This window comes from Candidatus Uabimicrobium helgolandensis (genome assembly GCF_041508025.1).
GTDB lineage: Bacteria > Planctomycetota > Uabimicrobiia > Uabimicrobiales > Uabimicrobiaceae > Uabimicrobium > Uabimicrobium helgolandensis.
Genome location: NZ_CP165719.1, coordinates 226181 through 246942 on the forward strand (window position 1 = coordinate 226181; position 20762 = coordinate 246942).

Genomic DNA, 20762 nt, shown 5'->3' on the forward strand with positions numbered 1-20762 from the left:
TGGGATTATTTAAGTCATGCACAATAATATCTATTTTTTAGTTTTTTTGTCTGCTTTCATGCACGCACTATGGAATATTGCTGCGCGAAAAGTAAAAGGAGATATGGGCGTTTTATGGATAAGCATTGTCTTAGCAACAATGATTAGTCTTCCTTCATATTACTTTATTTCTATAGACACACCAACGTATTTAAAAGCATTGCCATATATACTGGCCACTGGATTTATTCACGCTTTTTATTTTATCTTTCTTGCTAAAGCTTACGAAGAAGGTCATATTTCATTTGTCTATCCTATTGCGCGAGGGACAGGTGTTGCTGGAACTGCAATTATTGCTCTTTTCTTTTTAAACGAAGAAATTTCGATGTTTGGTTTTCTTGCTATTGGCTGTGTTCTTGCTGGAATAGTAATTATGGCTCTAGGAAATTATACATCAGACAAAAGATCTGCACTGCTTGCTTTTGGGGTGGGAATTACTATTGCTCTTTACTCTATTATCGACAAACTTGGAGTGGAACAGATACATCCAATAATTTATATTTCGCAAATGTTTTTGTTTTCTATTTTTTTTACAGCTCCTTATATTGCTTTTAAGTACAAAGATTTGTGCCGCAACGCTTTGATTGATAAAAAGAAATATATTTTTATCGTTGGATGTGGAACAATATCGACATATGCATTAATATTATTTGCCTTTCGCTTGGGAAATGTGAGTTATATTGTTGCGCTCCGTGAATGCTCTGTTGTTTTAGGAGCACTTTTTGGTATTTTCTTTTTCAAAGAACGAGTGAACGCTTTAAAAATAGTAGCAATTGCAATGATTGTATTAGGTGGTGTGCTACTTAAGGTTAGCTAAGTTAGTTCTGAGCTTGTTCTACACTTTTAAATATAGAAAATATTTTGTGCAATTTCGTGACTTTGAAAACTTGATGCCAACGCATACAAGAGCGAAAGACATAGCAAAGAAATAGAGAATCATTAGCCAAAAAGCAAGCATAGTTATTTTTTAATCTTGATAAAATGATTGTTTTTTGAAAGAAATTCTTGTAAACCCAAATGGTGCTTTTCTTCTGCTGATAAGTGTAAAATAACGTTACTACTATATTCAGTGTTGGTAATATCTACACTTAGTTGTTGAAGTTCATATTGTATTTTATCGTTATGCTGATAGTCACATTCGATTGTGTAATCGAATGTTTTCACTTGTTTGATCAAATTTGCAGCAAGAATTGCTTCTTCGATAGCTCCTCCGTAAGCATCAATAAGACCACGCACTCCCAATTTAACTCCACCAAAATAACGCGTTACCACAGCAAAAACACCTACTAATTCATACTTGTGCAACATACGAAGTATAGGTTGGCCTGCTGATCCAGAAGGTTCGCCATCGTCAGAACAATGTGATTTTTCTCCGTTTTCTCCGATAATGTACGCCCAGCAGTGATGTCGCGCTTTGTTGTGTTTTTTACTGATCGATTTTATATGGGCTTTATTTTCTTCTGTAGTTGTAATTGGAATTAAATGTGCTATGAAACGCGAACGTTGTGTTTTTATTTCCGCTGAAGTTGTTTCCTCGATTATATTCATAAATATTACCTTTGTGTTAGATTTGATTATTGTTGATTTAAGCAAGTCGCAAAAATTTTTTGAGCGCGTTTCAAGTCAGCGTAGAATTTGAGTATTATAGCGGCGTGCTTTAAAAACTTTTTACGACTCACTTAAGAAGAATACTTCCGAACTGATGCAAAGACTAGGAGAGCGAAATTCGCTCTCCTAATTCTGAATCCAAAGTAACTAAATTAATCGCGATACTTTAATTTCATTTTCTTGCGAATCATTTTCGAGAGTTGCTTGTGGCGCTTTTTCTTGTCGCGTTTTGTTTTGTGATCGTCTGATTTTTCAAAGTACTGGACTTCGCGCTGTAGTTTATAATAACTTGCCAAACGTTTTTTGTCTAGTTGCCCTTGTTCAATGGCCTCTATTATAGCACACTGTGGCTCGTTTTGATGCGTGCAGTTTCTGAAAAAGCACTGTTTCGACAAAGATTCAATTTCGCCAAAAGATTGGTCGATTGATTCGCTAGAACTCCATAATTGTAATTCGCGTATTCCTGGTGTATCAATTAGAAGTCCGCCGTTTGGTAAAAGAAACATCTCTCTGTTTGTTGTTGTATGTTGACCTCGATCGCGAAATTTTCGTACTTGCTGCACTTTTTGTACATCTTCTTGAAGCAGAGCATTTACTAATGAAGATTTTCCAACACCTGAAGAGCCGACAAAAGCAACAGTTATGCCCTCTGATATATGTTGTTTTAATTCGGTGATTCCTTGATTTTCAGTTGCTGAAGTTGCGAGTATAGAAATATTCGGGTAGGTGTCGTGCAACCCTTCGATAACTTTTTGCGCATGAAGACAGACATCACTTTTATTCAATATAATAATTGGTTCGCAATCGCTTTCGTAAATCAAAGCAACAAATCGCTCTAAACGTCGGAGATTTAAATCATAGTCTAGACCCATTACTACAAACACTTTATCTAAATTTGCTGCAACGATTTGTTCTTTTATTTTTGAACCGGCAGCCTTACGCGAAAATTTATTCTTGCGCGGTAGTATGGAAGTTATTTGATAGTGACCATCTTGAATATTTGTGGTTACCCAGTCGCCTACGGCAGGAAAATTTCCTTCAAGTTCATAGAATAGTTTTCCAGAGAGTGTAGCTTGCACTGTTGCTTCTTCAACATAAATTGTGTAAGCATTTTTGTATTGTGCAGCAACTCTTGCGACATTGTTGTTGTCTAGAACTAGGTTTTGTTTTTTATGATGACTATGGAATTGGCACCATCCTAAATGTTTGATATTCAATGTTTTGATTCCTAAGAGAATTATTAGTGTAAGGATAAACTAAATGAATTAGGAAGCAAAGTGATGGTGAGAGTAAAAATTAAGGAAAAGATAATAAGTTATTGTCTTAAGATAAAATTTTCTTAAGTGAGTTTGGAGGGATTTTAAGCTGGCCTGAGGTTTGAGTATAACATTAAAAGAGCCTGAAAGTTATGTTTAACTACACAGGTTGATATATTCAAAGACAGGCAGGTATCCCAAAAAACTTTTGCGGCTTACTAAACTACCATCACCTTGCTTCCATTGAACGGTCTCTTTTTTGGCTTTCATAAAACTTCTCCTTTAAAAAGGTTTTTATTTGCGTATATATTTATTTTGATAAGTTGTTATTCCTGATGGATTTTTTTCACTACCGAATGATACAATGACAAATACAACTATGCAAGATTTTTTTATGAGGAAATAAAAATGAATATATCCATTGGCAAAACAGACGAAGCTGAAGATATTCAAATTCGCGATAAAACTTTTTTGCGCCATATGGTGTGTCTTGGTGCGTCGGGAAGTGGTAAAACTGTTGCATGCAAAGTAATATGTGAAGAATTTATTCGCAATCAAATACCAGTAATAGCGATTGATCCTCAGGGGGATATAGCGAGTCTACTTTACCCATCTCTTCTTGAAGATGTCGAAGATAAGGGGATTTCGCAGAAAATGATTGATGAATATAAAAAAAATGCGGAAGTTATCATTTGGACACCAGCAAGTTCTGTAGGGGTTCCGTTATCTTTAAATCCGATAGGCCTTATTCAGGATATTGTTGAGCAACAAAAAAGCTATGAAGAATGTTTGCGCTCAATCTCGTTGTCCGCTGACAGTATTATTGGTCTTATAGGCGAAGATATTGATAACGATAGTGGTCGTTTACTTTCTGCTATTTTAAATATTACTCTTACTTATGTGGTTGAACAACGTTTAGAAATCGAAAGCTTTTCTGATCTTGCAGATTTACTACTTGACTGTCCTGAAGCCCTCAAGAAAAAAATTGCAGCGATTGCTTCGGCAAAAGAATTATTGCGTTTATCCAAAAAAATACGCTTGTTAACTGTTGGTGCAAAAAAATTACTTTTCGATTTAGCAAAGCCTCTTAATGTCGAGGAGCTTCTCGGTTTATCTTCTCCCAGAAAGTCGAAAAAAACAAGACTGTCGGTTATTTATTTAAACACTTTGTCTTCGCAAGAAGAGAAAGAATTTTTTGTCGCGCGCATTACCAGTGCTTTATATGATTGGATGCTTGCTAATCCAAGTAATGAGTTACAAGCTCTATTTTACATAGACGAAGTAGCTCCTTTTATTCCTCCTGTGAGGAAACCAGTATGCAAAGATATACTGAAGATTTTGTTAAAGCAAGCACGAAAATATGGAGTAGGGTGTTTAATTGCAAGTCAAAATCCTGGGGACATTGATTACAAAGCTATTTCGCAGTGCTCAACCTGGAATTTAGGGCGACTTATTTCGCGCCAAGACATAAAAAAAGTAGAAAAAATATTAAGATCTATTTCTCCTGAAGATGCAGAAAATATAGTAAGTGAGCTCCCTACTCTTAATGCCGGACAGTTTTTACTTTTTGCGCCAGATGAATATACCTCTATGAAAAAATTCCAAGTGAGGTGGTTAATCACCGAACACAAAACTTTAGATGAAGAGCAAGTAAAAGAAGCTGTTGATGATGATTTGCGAAAAAAGTATCTTAATAAAAATACGCTTCCTAAAAAGGCAAAAAAACAAATTCAAGAAAACGCAGTTAGCAAATCTTATGACAATAGCGATAACAAAAACATTCAAGATTTGCAAGTTAGCGAGCGTATACTTGCGCTGCTCACAAAAGAGGCTTGTTGTTTAACATGCGCAGAAATAGCTGACAACCTAGAACTAAATGCTGCAACGATACGTAAATATCTAGGTAAACTGACGAGCAAAATAGCGCGCGCAAAACATGGACGCTCTTTTGTTTACTGGTTATCAGAGTATAAGTTTTTACCTCAGTATGGGTTAACACAACGCATAGAGGTTGCCAAACTACAAATTTTAGAGCAAGAAGCGGTGTCTCTCGCTCAAAAAAGGTTAAAAAAGCAATTGATTTTTTTCGATATTGAAGAAATCAGTAAAAGCCATTTAATTTATATTCCGCTATGGCAAGTCCATTTTACAGAAGAAATAGAATCTTCGTTTCTTATTTTTTCAAAAACGAGCAGTAAAGATGAAAATATATACTTTGATGCCTTTAATGGAAAAATAGCTCTCTATGATAGAGGGCAAGGTTTCTCATTTGTCGATACGCCAAAAGATAGCCCTTCTGTTCTTTGTGATTTGGATGATGTATGCACATTTCAAACGATTTTTCCAGGAGAGATGGACTTCAAATGGTCTCTATATAAAAAAATGCTTACTGAAAATCAAATTCAAAAACTGATTGCGCGCAAATTTCATATCAATGTACATCATACTCTAATTACATTCTTACCTGTATGGCAGTTTGAAATTGTGGTAAAAGATACGCAAAAGAAAAAGCGTTTATTGTTTCTCGATGGTGTTACAGGTATGCCTATCGAGGTTCAGTATGAGTAAAGTTGCTATTATGTCAGGAGGAACAACTCCACAAGAGGATCATTTTTTTAAATCGTTACTTCCAAACTACCAATTTTATGTAGCTGTTGATATGGGAATGGATGTTTTTCATCGTTTGGGTATTAAGCCAAATATTCTTGTAGGAGATTTGGACTCCATCTCTTCGGATATCGATATTGAAGGTATCGAACTACATAAATTTCCATGCGACAAAGACAAAACTGATACTGAATTAGCCGTAGATTATTGTAATAGCAGCGGTTTTTCGCATATAGATATTTTGGGTGGAATTGGAGATCGTTTAGACCACACTCTAGCAAATGCTTATCTTTTGGTGTATGCCAATAAACCAAATAACCGAGTTCGTTTACTAAACTCAATCAACACTATTTATTTGTTAACAGCGGCAAAAGCGGTCGAGATCAAAGGTAAAGAAAACGATATAGTGTCTTTGATTCCAATAACGGAAAATATAGAGGGATTAACTATTAGAGGATGTCGCTGGAATTTAGAGAAAGGTAGTATTTCTCAAGGAAGAACTCATGGTCTTAGTAATTATTTAAAAAATACCACAGCAAATTTATCTATTGCAAAAGGTATGACCTTTGTATTCCACATACAAAGCCGCTCTGAAAAAATTTAAAATTTTTTTAAAAAATATGAACTATCTAATAAAAAATACGTTTTCTTTATAAGAAAACAAAATATTTTGAGGTAAAACCCCTATAATAATTTATCTATTTGAGGTTTTTTATAAATAATGTTAAGCTGTAATTATCTCAAAATTTACAATTTATAAAATAAAAATTGATTCGTTGAAAGGCCATAATATGTCGGAATATCTTGAAGATGATGATTATGTTGAAGATGATTATGTCGAAGAAGATTTTAATGATTTTTGGCAAGAACAACTCCAAAGAACTCCATGGTGGATGATTTCTTTAGTTGTACACACTATTGCCGCTTTTATCGCCACACTCATTGTATTTGAAAAAGCTCCTGAAGCGCCAGAATACGAATATGTGGCAGAAATACAAGAAGCCAAAAAAGAAGAAGTAAAACCTGAACCTAAACGCGATGTTTTCAAAAAGACAAAGCCTGTAAAAGAAAACGAACCGACAGTTGAAGATCCTGTAGTAAAAGAAGCTAAAGTTTCCGATCATAATGAAAGTGATGATAACGAAGAAAACTTTACGATGAAAGGAAACGAAGACGCTGCCGCAGACAGTCCATTGCAGGGAAATTTTGATAGTAGTTTTATCGGAGCAGGGGGAGCAGCAGGAGGAAAATTTGGTACGCGTTTTGGTGGAAAAGCAAATTTAGTAAAAGAAGGTGGTGGAAGTGCTGCGACAGAAAGCGCTGTAAAAGCTGGCCTTGAATGGTTAAAACGTCACCAAAGCGATGATGGCGGTTGGGACGCAGATGGCTTTATTTCTAAATGTGGATCTGATCCTAAAAATCCTGGAGAATGCGACGGCGCAGGTTACAATTGGGTAGATCCAGGAGTAACAGGGCTTGCTCTATTATGTTTTCTAGGAGCGGGAAATACAGCAACTACTGGTGAGTTCAAAGAAGTTGTTCGCAAAGCCCAAAAATATCTAAAAGAAAATCAAGATGAAGAAGGATGCTTTGGAAAACGCCAAAGTCATTATATGTATAATCACTCTATCGCAGCTCTTGCGATGGCTGAAGCATATGCTCTATCGAATTATAATCCTTTATTGCGTTCCTCTGCACAAAAAGGTATTGATTTTTTAGTGAAATCACAAAACCCAGGAAAAGCTTGGCGTTATTCTTACCAATGCGGTGACAATGATACTTCTGTTACTGGTTGGGCGGTAATGGCACTTAAATCTGCAAAAGTTGCGGAGCTAGAAGTTCCAGAAACTAGCTTTACATCAGCATTAGTATGGGTCGACGAAGTGACAGATGAACACTATTATCGAACAGGTTATATCCAAAAGGGTGATACCGGTGCGCGACTTCAAGGGGTTGAAGGTTTCACAAAAGGTGAAGCAATGACAGCAGCGGCAATGACTTCTCGCGTTTTTGCGGGGACAGAAAGAAGCGATGCACGACTACACGGTGGCGGTGGATTACTTTCGAACTCTTTACCTGCTTGGGAACAAGATGCTCAAGGTCAAAGTCTAGTAGATTTTTACTACTGGTATTACGGAACACTTGCAATGTATCAAATGGGTGGTGATTTCTGGCAAACATGGAACGATAAAATGAAAGTAGCTTTAGTTGAGAACCAAAAGACTGCTCAATGTGTAAATGGTTCTTGGGACCCTGCGGACCCTTGGGGAAAAGCAGGTGGTCGCGTTTACTCAACAGCAATTAATGTTTTATCACTAGAAATTTATTACCGCTATGCTAAAGTATTTGGAGCAAAATAAGACAAGCTCTAAAATCATAATCATCACAAATATTTGATAATCAATTTTTGTTGAGCTGTTTTAAAACTATTTGCAGCTTGCTTGATGTAAGAAGTGTCCCAGAAAAAAATACCTTATTTTCTGGGACATTTTTATTTAGGGTCTGTTATTAATTAAATGGCCACTGCGATCCAGGCTATTTTGAAATCGGCGTGACGATTACGGTAATTTGTGGTAATTCATTAGAGTTTTGAAGTTTGATAGAACATAAGAATTTTTCTTATTTGATGACATGCCTTAAACAGACATAATTTTTAGGAAGTAGTATTGTGCCAATCTGTGGAGTGGTATTAAGTGGTGGTAAAAGTTTGCGTATGGGACATGACAAGGGACAACTTGTTTATTACAGTTCTCCGCAAGCAATTCACTGTTATAAAATGCTAGAAACTCTTTGCCCTACTATTATTTCGTGCCGTAAAGAACAGTCGAAAAACTACCACGGATGCAAAATTGTTACTGATAAATATGAAAATTGTGGCCCAATAGCAGGATTACTTTCTGTATATGAAGAAACGGCAAGTGCCCTTCTTGTCATCGCTTGTGATTTACCTTTTGTTACAGTGGAATCTATGTCACAATTATACCAAGAACGAGATAGAACTAAAGCAGCTACGATTTATAAAGATAAGAGTAATAAATTACAGCCACTTTGCGCTATCTGGGAGATTGCGGCTCTTGAAAAATTAAAACAAAAACTTCAGTGTGGTCAATACAGTTTAATGAAGACGCTACAGGAACTACCTTGTAAACACATTACAGTTACAAATCCAATGACATTTATCAACGTAAACGATAATACTGCACGCCAAAAAACTATTTCTGTTTTGCTTGAAGAGCGTGACCGTATTTAGGATTTTACCATAGTGTGTTTGCAACGAACTACAATCTATTTACTAGCGAATTTTGGGTTGTGTCTTTCAAAAGTGGCTCTAAAATTTGTAACTTATCTATTTTAGCGCATGTAAGTTTTGACTAAGAGTTTTAGCTAGTTTTGAAGCTTTTTGCCCTGAAACAGTAATATCAACTTCAGAATAAAAATCAGTAAGTTGTATTATCACTTCTTCTATTTTTTGTAAAGCTTCTTTACTACGATTTGAACGATTAGCAACTTTAATAAACTGCTTTATAAAAGTTTCTAGTCGTTTAAATTGATCACGCATACTTTGTTCAAAATTGTTAGACTGCTCTTGAGGAGTGTTTTGGCCTTCTGCTTCAATACAAGCTGTCAAAAAAATAAAAGCGTCACTGTACTGTTGGCGTTCCTCGGACAAAGATGCTAGGTGAGCATAGATATTTGCTTGTTCGGCATTATTTCCTGTTTTTTGGTATGCTTGTAAAGACTCTTGCAAATATTTTTTTCCTAGTTTTTCTCTTTTATTTTCAAACAAATACTGTGCATAATTTTGATACTGTTTACCTGCTGAATTGTGATTTCCATCACTCGTATCAACACGTGCTTGTTCAAGTTTATATTTCCAAAGATCTTTGACTATAGCACTACGTTCAATATTATTTTGAGCATTTTTTAGAGCTAAAGAACACACTTCAATTGCCCCAACAAAATTACCTATTTCTTCATAAGCTCTACCTGCATTTACGCGGTATTTATTCGCAAACAATTTGTTTTCTGTAAGCTCAGAAGCCTTAATATAACATTCAGCGGCCAATTCCCATTTGCGAGCATCTTCATAGTAAAGAGCTGCATAAGCCATCCATTCCTGCTGTTGTCTTTTGGTCTTTTTCTCTGATTCTATCAATTCACAAGCATAAACATAGCAGTCTGCTGCCATTAGTTTTTCACCCATTCTGGTGTAACAGTGAGCTATTCTTTCATAAGCTTTTGATGCAATGAGTGGTTTATCTTCATATTTTTCACTGATACCTGTGTAGTATTCAATTGCTTGTTCCCAGCTATCATTTTCTAATGCTTGCCCTTTTTCCCACAAATCATTAGCAAAAATAATAGTTGGTAGTAAAGTTAAAATAGTCATTATTGTAATAAATGTCCTACTTTTCATTTTTATTTTCCTCTACTATTAGTTTTGGTAAGTTCATTTGTTTCGCATAACTTTGATACACACGTTTTGGTAATTGAATAATCCGAGGTTCTTTTTTGGGATCTATCCAGGTAATAAGTTTTAGGATGTTCTTTTCGGTCATTGCTGTGCAGCCAGAAGTATCAGAGTCTGGAGATTGCCACAAATGGATGAATATACAACTACCATCTCCTTTAGTTACTGGTGTAAGATTGTGCTCAACGACAAGAACCCAACGATAAAGATGATCTTTGCGCCGCATATGCTCAAATGAATCCCAATCTTTGTCTACATTACGACTATCAATTACTTGGTTGTAATATTTACTTTTAGAATCATCAACACCTACCCAATCGCTAGAAAGAGGTGTATATTTTAATTTCGTGTTCTCAGGTGGCTTTTCAGCATAACCATATAACATATCTGTAATTTTAAAAATGCCAGCAGGAGATTTTCCATCTCCTTCTTTTTTAAAAACAATATCTTTTGATGGTAGAGTAAAATCACCCTTGCCCCACGCAAGTCCGTTGCGTCCAATAACTGCAGGCCAGGATTCTTTTTGTTGCCAACTATCTTCTTCTTTTTCTAATAAGTACAAAGTTGCTTTTGAGTCTTCCCATTTGTCATTCACAACAACAATTACTTGTTCTGTAGAGCTACTTATTTGGGAAAAAGTAAAGCTAAGTAATAAACTTAACGTTGTTAATATTTTTATCATTTTATATCTCAATTTAAAATTAACTTTGTTATTTAATCAATGCACAAGCCCGTTAATAACAATTTGCGCTACATCCTTTAAGGGAATTGGGTATTTTATTTCACCCACACACAAGCCACCCTTAATTAGGGCGTGTTAACATTTATTTTTCCAATAAATCGGTAATTTGAAAAACCTAAATGTCGACGCGCCCTACCAATAAATAATGCAACAAAATTCAAAGGAATTCTAAGAAATAAGTTCAAGTTTCGGAACCTGTCCTTTTTCTCCAGAGCGTAAATAAACGCTGAGAGAATCAAATGCAAACTCAACTCCAACTTCTTGTAGAGCTTTCATTATACCTAGATTAACTTTCTCGCGTATTTCCACAAACTCCATCCACACAAGTGTATCTGTGAAGTAATAAAGCATAACTTCTAGAGAACTGGCACCAAACCCAGTAAAGCTAACAGCGTAAAAATCTTGGTGCACACCTTTGGTATTTTTAAGAACATCTTTGATGGCAGCTAAGGCTTTTTCCATTTGTTCTGCTGTTGTTTCATAGGTAAAACCGAGTGTTGTAGATACACGACGACGATGCATACGTGAAAAGTTGTCGATAGTTGCATTTGCAACAACACTGTTGGGAATACTAACTTCCGTTTTGTGAAATGTTCTTATGCGTGTACTGCGAAAACCCACCGCTTCAACGATTCCTTCGTGACTATTGACCTTAATCCAATCTCCAACTTGAAATGGTTGATCACTGAATATAGTAACAGAGCCAAATAGGTTAGACAGAGTATCCTTTGCAGCCATAGCAAGCGCCAATCCCCCGATACCTAAACCAGCAAGAAGGCCAGAAATTGAATACCCTAGGTTTTGTACGATTAACGCAAAAGCAATTAGTACTATAAATATTTTTAATGATTTTGATATTAGAGGAACGAGTTGGTCGTCTAATTTACTTTCCGTAGCACTTGCGTGCTTTTTCATATAAACCATTAAAATATCGACAAATCTAATAAACATCCATGCTGCTGAAAAAGCGATTACCGTAGCAAAAAATGTAGAAATAAAGGCATTTATTTTGCCATTTTCATCTGAAAATGTTAAAAATTGGACTGCTATTCGCAAACCAATAAATAGAATAATATACCCTAGTGGTTTTTTAATTTTTCCTAATATTTTTGCGTCTAGATCTTCGCTCTTACTTCCCACCCAATTCATCAAGCGATGATAAACTACTGAGCAAATAATAAAACGCAAAACAATAGCAATAAATACTATAATAAATACTGTTAGGTATTGACCAAGAGTGTTTCCTAGATAAGGATCACGCCAATTTTGTAAAAGTTCTATAAATTCTTTCATTTTTATTCCTTACACAATGCGACAGCTTCTATTTCTATATTTACATCTTTAGGTAAACGGCTAACCTCTACACATGCGCGAGCAGGTTTACTTTCGCCAACATATTTTTCATAGATATCATTAAATTCTACAAAGTTATTCAAGTCTTTTAAGAAAACATTGACTTTGACTAAATTTGTCATAGAGCTACTACCTGCTTCGAGGACTGCCTTGAGATTTTCTAAGACCACTTTGCATTCTTCAGCAAAAGTAGTGTTTTTTAACTTACCACTTTTAGGGTCTAGCGCAATTTGTCCAGATAAAAACATTAATTCACCAACGCGAACAGCTTGCGAATAAGGGCCTATAGGTTTAGGGGCGTTTTCCGAAAATATCACTTTTTTATCCATGATTTCTCCATAAATATAATTTTATTAAAGCGTGTCCTTTAAATTTGGATTAAGGGATGTGGTAGAAAATGATTTACTATCACTGTATTTAATCGCTATATAATATTGTTTCTACTAGCTTTAGTAAAGCACAATCCGCCGCTTATTTTACAAACAAATTCGTTCTTTTATTTCGGAATGTTGGTATTTAAATTTTTACAAAATACGAGTTATTTTAGTTAGTAGCAAGGTACTTGGAGAGCGTAGAGTTGTGCTTTGTAATCAGAAAGTAATAACAAAAGTCTAAAATAACTTGTGTTTAAGCAAGATAAATGTTGACGCACCCTATAAAAATATCATTGACAATACATATTCAAATGTCTTATTATAATCAAACAATTTAAATCTTAATATTTGAACACAAAGATAATTTATTATTTTTTGGTATGGTGTTTGATTATATGTTTTTTATAAACACATCTAAATAATAACAAAATTATACGGGAGTAGAAAAGTCCTGGCGGGCTTCGCTGGCTTCAACCCAGTTGAAAGGTCGTTAAACATCTTTGGTGGGTTCGATTCCCATGTACTCCCGCCACACCCTATTTGGTACAGAAAGACTGTAGGTGTTATATGTCATCTGAAGACACATCGGAAAATAATGACTCCCTTCCTAGTGATGATGCAGTCGTTTTTTATTGGCGTAAGTTAATACTTGCAGGGATTTTAGTTTTATTTATTGCTACAAATATAGCACTAGTTAGAAGCTATCGTCGTGAAAAAAGCAAACGTATTGAACTAGATAACAAATACAAAAAATACCAAACTAATCTTGGTGCTATCGGACTTCAAGAGGCTGCGAATTGGCAAGCAGAATTGCAAACATGGCCTATCATTGAAGAAGGAGCGATGCTTATACAACAACAAAAGTATAAAGAAGCTCTAACAAGATTCGATATTATTGCTAATACTAATTTTGAGCATGTACCTATCGTATATTTTTTTCGAGGACAAGCGTTATACGAGTTAGGCGAATATAAACGTGCGATACACGATTTTAGCAAGTACTACGATATAATAGCTACCTCTCACTACACTCTTTTTCTCAGAGCAAAAAGCTACCTAAAAATCGGAGAAAAACAGCTAGCAACCGAAGATTTAGAACAAGCAATTCAACATGTTGGTACCTTTGAAGAAGCTGAAACATTGTTGAAGACATTAAAATAATCAGGGATAGATTAAGGCTAGACAAATGCTAGATACAATCATGATAGGTATGGTTCGTTTAAATAGTCGCGACAAGATGATTGGTTATATGCGTAGTGCAAAAAGCCAACCAGGAATTGAAGTGACGAGCTATTTTCGTATACCTATTCACGCTGTATTCGACAATGAGGGTTATAATACTTATAAAGACTATCTCAAAAAAGAAAATCCTGAATTCAAAACTTGGGTAAGTGACATAGTTATCCAAAGCCCTCCTCCTCTTCGAGAAGCTCGTTACTACGCTAAAGCAGGCAATGAAGCATTTCTTCAAGATTTATATGAAATGGAAAAAAAATCCATTCGCTTTCCTAAAAAACTCAAAGACGCAATTTATCAATCTATTGAAAAATACAATCGCGTAAAAAACGATAATGACTCTGATTCTGATGAATTTGAAAACGAGTATGAAGATCATATAGGTAAAGAACAAATTGTAGCTTCGCAGGAAGCAATAAAGCTATATGGTATGCTGCAAAGATCTCGTTTTGATGGCGGACGCCCAGGACAAAAAGGGGAGTTTCGTATTTTACCTTTTGTTCGAGTGAAGGGTGATAAAACAGCACGCGAACTTCTTCAACATTCAACAAATCTTGTCTGTGATTTTTTACTCGAAAATCCTCGTGTAAGTAAATATTCAGAAGCTGAAGGGGTCGGACTCAAGCGAAAACTAGGTAATCTATTTTTGGAGATTCTTTATAAAGAACAGATTGAATTCATGCGCCATCGTCTAAAGTCGATGACTTACTACTAAGTCCTACCTCTATTCAAACCTATTCAGGCGTATTCAAAGCAAATAATAAATTGTTTTTACAGATTCTTGCTATTTTCACAGTGCTTTTTTATCAAATGCTGCAATATATATTGTTTTACTTGTAGAACTATATTTTCAGAGGTGATTGGTTTTGTAATATAGCCGTGAAAGCCAGCATTGTAAGCCTTGTTTGTGTCTTCAACGCGAGCCATTGCACTGCAGGCGATTATTGTTATTTTGCGATCTAATTTTCGTTTTTGCAGATTTTTTAGTAATTCAAATCCTGTCATTTCAGGCATAGCTATGTCTGTTAGAATCACCGTTGGAACTCTTTCTTCTGCTATTTGTAAGCCTTTTTTTCCATCTACTGCGTTATAGATTTTGTATCCTGAGCGCTCAAAAATATTGTTTGCTAAATCAAGATTCATTGGAGCATCATCAATAATAAGTATGTCTTTAGCAATATTTTTAGCGGTTAATAAAGCATCAAGCGTTTTTTCTGATTCTAAAATATTTTCCAAAAAAAATTTGGTATGTGCCGTTTTTTTTCCAATGTGTATTATTGGTGCGCTAAAGGAGGATTTTTTGAAAAGGTTTGTGGATTTTGAACAGTTATTATCTATGAAAATAGCAAAAGCGTTTTGTGTTGCTATGTTATCAGTGATATAAAAAGGCAAGTTGCGCAAACTTTGTTTTATTTTTTTTTCTATATTCGTTCCTAAACATACTAAGACTGCCCGTTGTTGTTCTGCTCGTTCTTGATTTGATTGTTCTAGGGGAGAATTTTGTTGTAATTGCTTATTATGTAATGGAATTTCTATTGAAAATATGGACCCTTTCCTCAATTCACTTACAACTGAAATTTTAATTCCCAAAAGTATACACAGTTTTTTTGTAATTGTAAGCCCTAGACCTGTGCCACCGTATTTTTTCGCTATGGAATTGTCACCTTGGTGAAAAGATTCGAAGAGGGTGCTTATTTTATTGTCGTCTATTCCGCAACCGGTATCTTCGATATCAATTTTTATAGAAGTGTTAGTTTGAATTGCTTTTAATGTGATGTGCCCTTCACTTGTAAACTTTATTGCATTTCCTACCAAATTATTGAGTATTTGATGAATTTTTAAGCTATCACTTTGTATAGTTACTAGTTTTTGAGGAATTTCATAACGCAACTCAACATTCTTATTTAAAGTTAAACCTTCACTTGTCAAAATAACATTGTCAATGATTTCATTAATATCTACTGGACTAATTGAGACTTTCATTTTTCCAGCCTCTATTTTAGAAAAATCAAGAATATCGTTGATTAATTGCAGAAGGGTTCTTGCTGCTACTCTTGCATTGCTAAGGCTTTTAAAGTATTTTTCTGGTAAATGAGTTTTACATCCTTTTAAAACTAGAGAAACATAACCTATGACTGCATTTAAAGGAGTGCGAAGTTCATGACTCATATTGGCGAGAAACTCATCTTTGTAAACATTTGCCTGTTTTAATTCGCGATTTTTTTCCTCTAAAGCTTTTTGTTCTAATATCTGCTTTTGTTGCATTTCGATTTCTTGGTATTGTTTTTGTAAAGATAAATTTTTATTTTCTAGAGTGGAAACCAACTGCTTTACTTTTTCTGTTTTTATTGCGTTACTTATGGCTATTGCAATATTGGTGCTCATAGGTGTGATGTGCTGCATTATTTTTTTCGAATATGCTGAAATACTGCCAAGAACTAAAACTCCGAAAAGTTTTGTTTGGAAGAATATCGGAACTAGTAATATGTTTTTCGCTTTGATTTTGCCTAAACCAGTATCAATTTCTAGTTCGAATGGAGTCTCTTCTCCAATCAAGAGAGTTTCCCTGCTTTTTGCAACTTGTCCAACTAAACCTTTGCCTATGTCAAAAGATTGCTCCAATATATCTGAATTAACTAAGTTATAAGAAGCTTGAATAGATAAAGTTTTTTGGTCTTTTATGAAAAAAGCACCTACTTGGGAATTACTAAAATGTGAAATTTCTTGGAGAGATTTTTGCAAAAGAGAATCTAAATTAGGCGCATGATTAAGTGTTTCAAGGAGGCTATTATATGCTTTTAGAGGGGCAAATAACTTCATTTTATTTTGGGTAAAAATATTCTGGACAAGATTTTTTGCTTCTTCGCATATTGTGCTCAAAGCAATCTCTGTTTCTGTAGAAATCTGCACGTTTGCTAGGCCAATCAAACCCTGTATGGAAGAATCGGTTTTAAAAGGCAGAACGTCAGAGTAAAAATTCAATTTTGTATGATCGATTTCTTTGTTTATCTTCCAGTAATAATTATCGCCATCTTTTATGTTGCGTTGTGTTAAACTGTGAAAAGTTGAATGGATGTAAGATTTTACACTGTCTAAGGTTGAGCTCGATTTTTCAAAGGAACTAAGAAATGCGGTATATGATTTTTGACCATCGTCAATCATGATAAAATAAACACTTGCTGGAAAAGTTTTTTGTAAAAAAATCAGAGTTTGTTTCTGGAAATCTTTGATTTCTTTTATTTGAGAAAGGCATTGTGTAAAGTTAAATTTCAAACTAGATGCGAATAATTGCTGATAAAACAGTTTTAATATTCGTGATAAAACATCTTCTGTTGTGTTTCTTTTCTCTGCTACAGAGTGATTTTCAAGTAAAAACTGTATAATATTTTCTACCGTTTTTTCAAGATCAAAAGCTCCTGATGGTTTTATAAAATAAGCATCTGCTCCAAGAAGATAGCTCCAATGTTGTTGATTGTAACTGTCGTTGCCAGTTAAGATAATAATTGGAATATTGCGGAAATAATCATCTTCTTTTAGAATGCGACAGGTTTGAATACCATCAAACCTCGGCATTTCTAAGTCAAGAATAATTGCATCTGGAAGTTCAGAGTATGCTATTCTTATAGCATCAATACCATCTGTGGCAGTAACAACTTCCATTCTTTTGTTTTCTAATGCTTTTTTGGTCATTAACAATGATATTTGGCTGTCATCAGCTAATAAAATTTTCCAATGCATTTTTTTTCCTAGTTTTATTAAGGTGTCTTATTATTCATCTTTTTTTGTTTACAAGATGATACACCTATTCGACAATTTTATTGAGATCTATTTTTCATTACTTGTCAATTAGATTGCTCAAAATAACGGGAATCTCTTTTAGAGGAACTATATGCTGTGCAGCACCTATTTTAATCGCTTCTTGAGGCATTCCAAAAACAATACAACTTTCTTCGTTTTGGGCAATGGTTACTCCTCCTAGCAATTGCACTTTTTTTAAGCCAGAGGCTCCATCATCACCCATTCCAGTGAGTAGAACTGCTATTGTGTTTTTTTTGTAGTGTTGCGCAGCAGATTGAAAAGCCTTGCTTATGGAAGGGCAGTGCTCATTTTCTAACGAGCCTTTATTCGAATAAAAAGTGCCATCTTTACTTAATTGTAAATGATGCCCTTCTAGAGGAAAATATACATTTCCACTTTGTGGTTTTTCGCCTATTTTCATTGTTTTTATAGGTAGTTTGCATGAAGTAGAAAGCCAATCAATAAAGCCTTGTAAGAATCCTTTACTAATATGTTGAATGCAAATGATTGCTGCAGGAAAATTTTGCGGGAGTTGCGACAAAATACTTTTAATCGCGACAGGACCGCCAGTGGAAGCTCCAATAATGATAATTTTGTTATTGGGGGCATTTTGAATTGGTGATAACTGTCTAGTGGTAAGACGTTTTCTTATGGGGACTACTCCTGAAAGAATCTTTATCTTGCGTATTAGTTTTTGAACTAACTCAGTATTATTGGGATTTAATCCAGCTTTGGGTTTTGCGAAAAAATCTATAGCCCCGGCTTCTAACAGCCGAAATAAGTTTGTCTTATCTTCGTTTTGTACGGAAGAACTGATCACTAAAATGGGACGAGGATCACGTTCCATAATGATTTTTGTTAGTTCTTCTCCATTGATATTTTCCATATGTAGATCGGTGCAAATAACGTCAGGCTGGCATAAAGGAATTAATTCTAGAGCCTCTTGTCCACTTTGAGCTGTTCCCACCACTTCAATTTCTGGTGAATACGACAACATTTTTTTTAAGACAAATAACGCAACACGCGAATCGTCCACAAGTAATACTTTGTAAGCCATTATACTAGCCTTCTTAAGGTATTTATAAGTAATTCTTGCTCGAAGGTTCCTTTTGTTATGTATGCGTTCGCTCCTACTTCAGCACCATGTTTTCGATGTTCGATTGTTGCCAAACTTGTCACAAGAATAATCGGTAGGTTTTTGTATTTTTTCTGCTTGCGTAATTGCGCTGTTAGTTCAAAGCCATTAATATGGGGCATTTCAACATCCGAAACAATAGCGTCAACAGTTGTTGTTTTTAACTTTTTTAAAGCGTCTGCACCATCAACAGCAATAACGACTTCGTAATTTGCTGCTTCAATAATTCTCTTTTCCTGGGTTCTCGTTGTAATAGAATCTTCAACAAGTAGAACTTTTTTCTTTGCGCTTTTTTGCAAATACGTTTCTGTAGAAGATGAACATTTTTGTACCGATTTTATTAAATCTTTTGGGTTGAGTACTGTGCAAATTTGTCCTGAACTAAGTATCGTGAAACCTGATATATTTGGTACTCTCTTGAGTATATTGCTGTTCTGTTTTACAACGACTTCTTGTTCATCAATAAGCTCGTCGACAAAAATTCCTAGTAATTCATTATTTTGACGAATTACAATGCACTGATATTTGTTTAAACGCGTAGTTTCTTTGTTCAATATTTCCTCTAGGCTTATAACTGACAGAGGTTTACCTCCGAAATTGATTGTAGCGCGCGATTCTAAAAAATAAATATCACTACTGTTAACAATACATGAGCTGTGTATGTGTTCTATAGGCAATGCATATACCTGTTCTTTGATAGAGACAATCAATACTCTCGCTGTAGCTAAAGTAACAGGTAAGCGTATGATAAATGATGTTCCTTCTCCTAGCCGGGAGTGTACATTTATTGTTCCTTTTAATCGTTGTACATTTTTTTGCACAATATTTAAACCTAAACCGCGTCCAGATAGTTCTGTTAACGTAGTGGCCGTTGAAAATTCGGGTTCAAAAATAAGTGATTGAATTTGAGAATCGCTCATTTTTTCTAGTTCTTCAGTATTGTATATATTTTCAATTAAAGCGACTTTTTTTATGTTGTCAATATCAATACCTCTGCCATCGTCTTTTATCTCAATGGTAATGTTCGCTGTTGTTTGTGAAGCTGTAAGTTCGATAGTGCCTTGTGGTGCTTTGCCTTTTTTTTGGCGTTGATTTTCGTCTTCGATACCATGACAAAAGGCATTGCGAATAAGATGATTTAAAGGTGCTTTCATACTTTCAAGAATAAGTTTGTCTGCCTTTGTTTCTCCACCGTTAATCACAAGGTTTACGTTTTTATCTTGTTCATTCGCTAAATCACGAATCATACGTGGAAATAAACCAAATATTGTCGAGAGCGGCAGAAGGCGAATGTCGCAAATACCTTCTTCTATTTCGTGCGTTACAAAATCTAATTTTGCACTGTTTTCATGTGCCGTATTCAGTATTGTTTGTAGATTATTTCCCATATTATCTAAATAATCTTGTTCTTTTTTGTTCCATTGCTGTAATTGATGAGCAATATGAGGATGTTTTCTTTGTAGTTCGCGATAATAAAAACGTTTTTCGTAAGAATCTTTATTCCATTCTTCCCACAAAGTAATTAATTTGTCTATCTTGTCACTCCAACGCTCAATTTGCTTTTTTGTTACAACAAGTTCTCCTACTTGGACCATTAAACTATCTAACTTTTGCGGTTCAACACGAATAGTGTTTATATCATTGATTTGCGATGGTGGAATTTGTTCCTTAAGCTTATTTGAGCTGGTTATATCTATTTTTTGTTGTGTTTTTTGTTCTGCTTTGAGTTCTGCTTGATTTGCTGGAGGATGATTATCTTTACCTTCTAGTTTTGAAACTACCTTCGCGACATCAATAAAAACTTTTTGCGATGAAACAGTTCTAAAAACAAGTTGGCGTAAATCATCTAATCCGTGATAAAGACGATTTAGTGTTTCTGAGGATAGTGTTGATTGCCCTTGTTTAGCAGCTCCTAAAACACTTTCAAAGATATGAGCAACTGTCTCTACTTCTTCTGCTCCAACTAAACGTGCTGCTCCTTTTAGGTTATGAGCTTCGCGAAAAACTTCGTGTAAAATTGTGGTGTCGTGTATGTGTTTTTCTAAATGTAGTAGGCCGTTCTCTAGTTTTTGAATATGCTCTTCGCTTTCAATGCGAAATAAGTTACGCAATTCTTTATCTTCTATCATTGGCGCAAAACTTC

General features: G+C 35.0%; 16 protein-coding genes and 1 tRNA gene. 8 read left to right on the forward strand and 9 right to left on the reverse strand.

All coding sequences use genetic code 11. The features are described from left to right. The first annotated feature begins 16 nt into the window (after nt 1-16). Nucleotides 17-856 carry an EamA family transporter gene (locus UABHE_RS00770; RefSeq protein ID WP_372368231.1) on the forward strand — a complete coding sequence of 280 codons (840 nt, stop codon included), beginning with the start codon at nt 17-19 and terminating at the stop codon, nt 854-856. Between the two features lie 143 nt (nt 857-999). Here UABHE_RS00770 and UABHE_RS00775 read toward each other — a convergent pair whose 3' ends face one another. Together UABHE_RS00775 and rsgA are read right to left on the reverse strand one after the other, a co-directional pair. After that, complete coding sequence (locus UABHE_RS00775; RefSeq protein WP_372368232.1) at nt 1000-1587, reverse strand: YigZ family protein; 588 nt, start codon at nt 1585-1587, stop codon at nt 1000-1002. Between the two features lie 212 nt (nt 1588-1799). Then, on the reverse strand, nt 1800-2864 hold the full coding sequence (rsgA, locus tag UABHE_RS00780) for a ribosome small subunit-dependent GTPase A (protein WP_372368233.1): 1065 nt from the start codon (nt 2862-2864) through the stop codon (nt 1800-1802). A 447-nt stretch (nt 2865-3311) separates the two neighbouring features. Here rsgA and UABHE_RS00785 point away from each other — a divergent pair, with 447 nt between their 5' ends. The 4 genes from UABHE_RS00785 to UABHE_RS00800 all read left to right on the forward strand — a co-directional run bounded on the left by UABHE_RS00785 (nt 3312) and on the right by UABHE_RS00800 (nt 8760). Further along, entirely contained in the window at nt 3312-5471 is a 2160-nt protein-coding gene (locus UABHE_RS00785; protein ID WP_372368234.1) for a helicase HerA-like domain-containing protein, read from the forward strand. Then, complete coding sequence (locus tag UABHE_RS00790) at nt 5464-6114, forward strand: thiamine diphosphokinase (protein WP_372368235.1); 651 nt, start codon at nt 5464-5466, stop codon at nt 6112-6114. The genes UABHE_RS00785 and UABHE_RS00790 overlap by 8 nt, the downstream gene beginning before the upstream one ends. A gap of 187 nt (nt 6115-6301) precedes the next feature. Then, the gene (locus tag UABHE_RS00795; RefSeq protein WP_372368236.1) at nt 6302-7870 is read left to right on the forward strand and encodes a prenyltransferase/squalene oxidase repeat-containing protein; all 1569 of its coding nucleotides are present in this window, start codon (nt 6302-6304) and stop codon (nt 7868-7870) included. Nucleotides 7871-8178: 308 nt separating this feature from the next. After that, nucleotides 8179-8760: a molybdenum cofactor guanylyltransferase gene (locus UABHE_RS00800; protein WP_372368237.1), complete on the forward strand. Its 582-nt coding sequence runs from the start codon at nt 8179-8181 to the stop codon at nt 8758-8760. A 96-nt stretch (nt 8761-8856) separates the two neighbouring features. On the opposite strand, the gene UABHE_RS00805 is transcribed toward UABHE_RS00800, so the two are convergent. The 4 genes from UABHE_RS00805 to UABHE_RS00820 all read right to left on the reverse strand — a co-directional run bounded on the left by UABHE_RS00805 (nt 8857) and on the right by UABHE_RS00820 (nt 12405). After that, entirely contained in the window at nt 8857-9927 is a 1071-nt protein-coding gene (locus UABHE_RS00805) for a tetratricopeptide repeat protein (RefSeq protein WP_372368238.1), read from the reverse strand. Further along, nucleotides 9917-10663 (reverse strand): L,D-transpeptidase, encoded by a 747-nt coding sequence (locus tag UABHE_RS00810; RefSeq protein WP_372368239.1) that lies wholly within the window; start codon nt 10661-10663, stop codon nt 9917-9919. Before UABHE_RS00810 ends, UABHE_RS00805 begins: the two co-directional genes overlap by 11 nt. Before the next feature lie 228 nt (nt 10664-10891). Beyond that, nucleotides 10892-12016, reverse strand: a complete 1125-nt coding sequence (locus UABHE_RS00815) for a mechanosensitive ion channel family protein (protein WP_372368240.1) — start codon at nt 12014-12016, stop codon at nt 10892-10894. A gap of 2 nt (nt 12017-12018) precedes the next feature. Beyond that, nucleotides 12019-12405, reverse strand: a complete 387-nt coding sequence (locus UABHE_RS00820) for a RidA family protein (protein ID WP_372368241.1) — start codon at nt 12403-12405, stop codon at nt 12019-12021. A gap of 481 nt (nt 12406-12886) precedes the next feature. Here UABHE_RS00820 and UABHE_RS00825 point away from each other — a divergent pair. From UABHE_RS00825 to UABHE_RS00835, 3 genes are all read left to right on the forward strand, one after another. Then, nucleotides 12887-12982 (forward strand) — tRNA-Sec (locus UABHE_RS00825). 35 nt (nt 12983-13017) lie between these two features. Next, complete coding sequence (locus UABHE_RS00830; protein WP_372368242.1) at nt 13018-13611, forward strand: hypothetical protein; 594 nt, start codon at nt 13018-13020, stop codon at nt 13609-13611. Nucleotides 13612-13636: 25 nt separating this feature from the next. Beyond that, complete coding sequence (locus UABHE_RS00835) at nt 13637-14401, forward strand: hypothetical protein (protein ID WP_372368243.1); 765 nt, start codon at nt 13637-13639, stop codon at nt 14399-14401. A gap of 56 nt (nt 14402-14457) precedes the next feature. Here UABHE_RS00835 and UABHE_RS00840 read toward each other — a convergent pair whose 3' ends face one another. From UABHE_RS00840 to UABHE_RS00850, 3 genes are all read right to left on the reverse strand, one after another. Beyond that, on the reverse strand, nt 14458-17424 hold the full coding sequence (locus tag UABHE_RS00840) for a response regulator (RefSeq protein WP_372368244.1): 2967 nt from the start codon (nt 17422-17424) through the stop codon (nt 14458-14460). Nucleotides 17425-17521: 97 nt separating this feature from the next. After that, complete coding sequence (gene cheB / locus UABHE_RS00845; RefSeq protein WP_372368245.1) at nt 17522-18541, reverse strand: chemotaxis-specific protein-glutamate methyltransferase CheB; 1020 nt, start codon at nt 18539-18541, stop codon at nt 17522-17524. Next, the gene (locus UABHE_RS00850; protein WP_372368246.1) at nt 18541-20748 is read right to left on the reverse strand and encodes a response regulator; all 2208 of its coding nucleotides are present in this window, start codon (nt 20746-20748) and stop codon (nt 18541-18543) included. Before UABHE_RS00850 ends, cheB begins: the two co-directional genes overlap by 1 nt. Nucleotides 20749-20762: the final 14 nt, after the last annotated feature.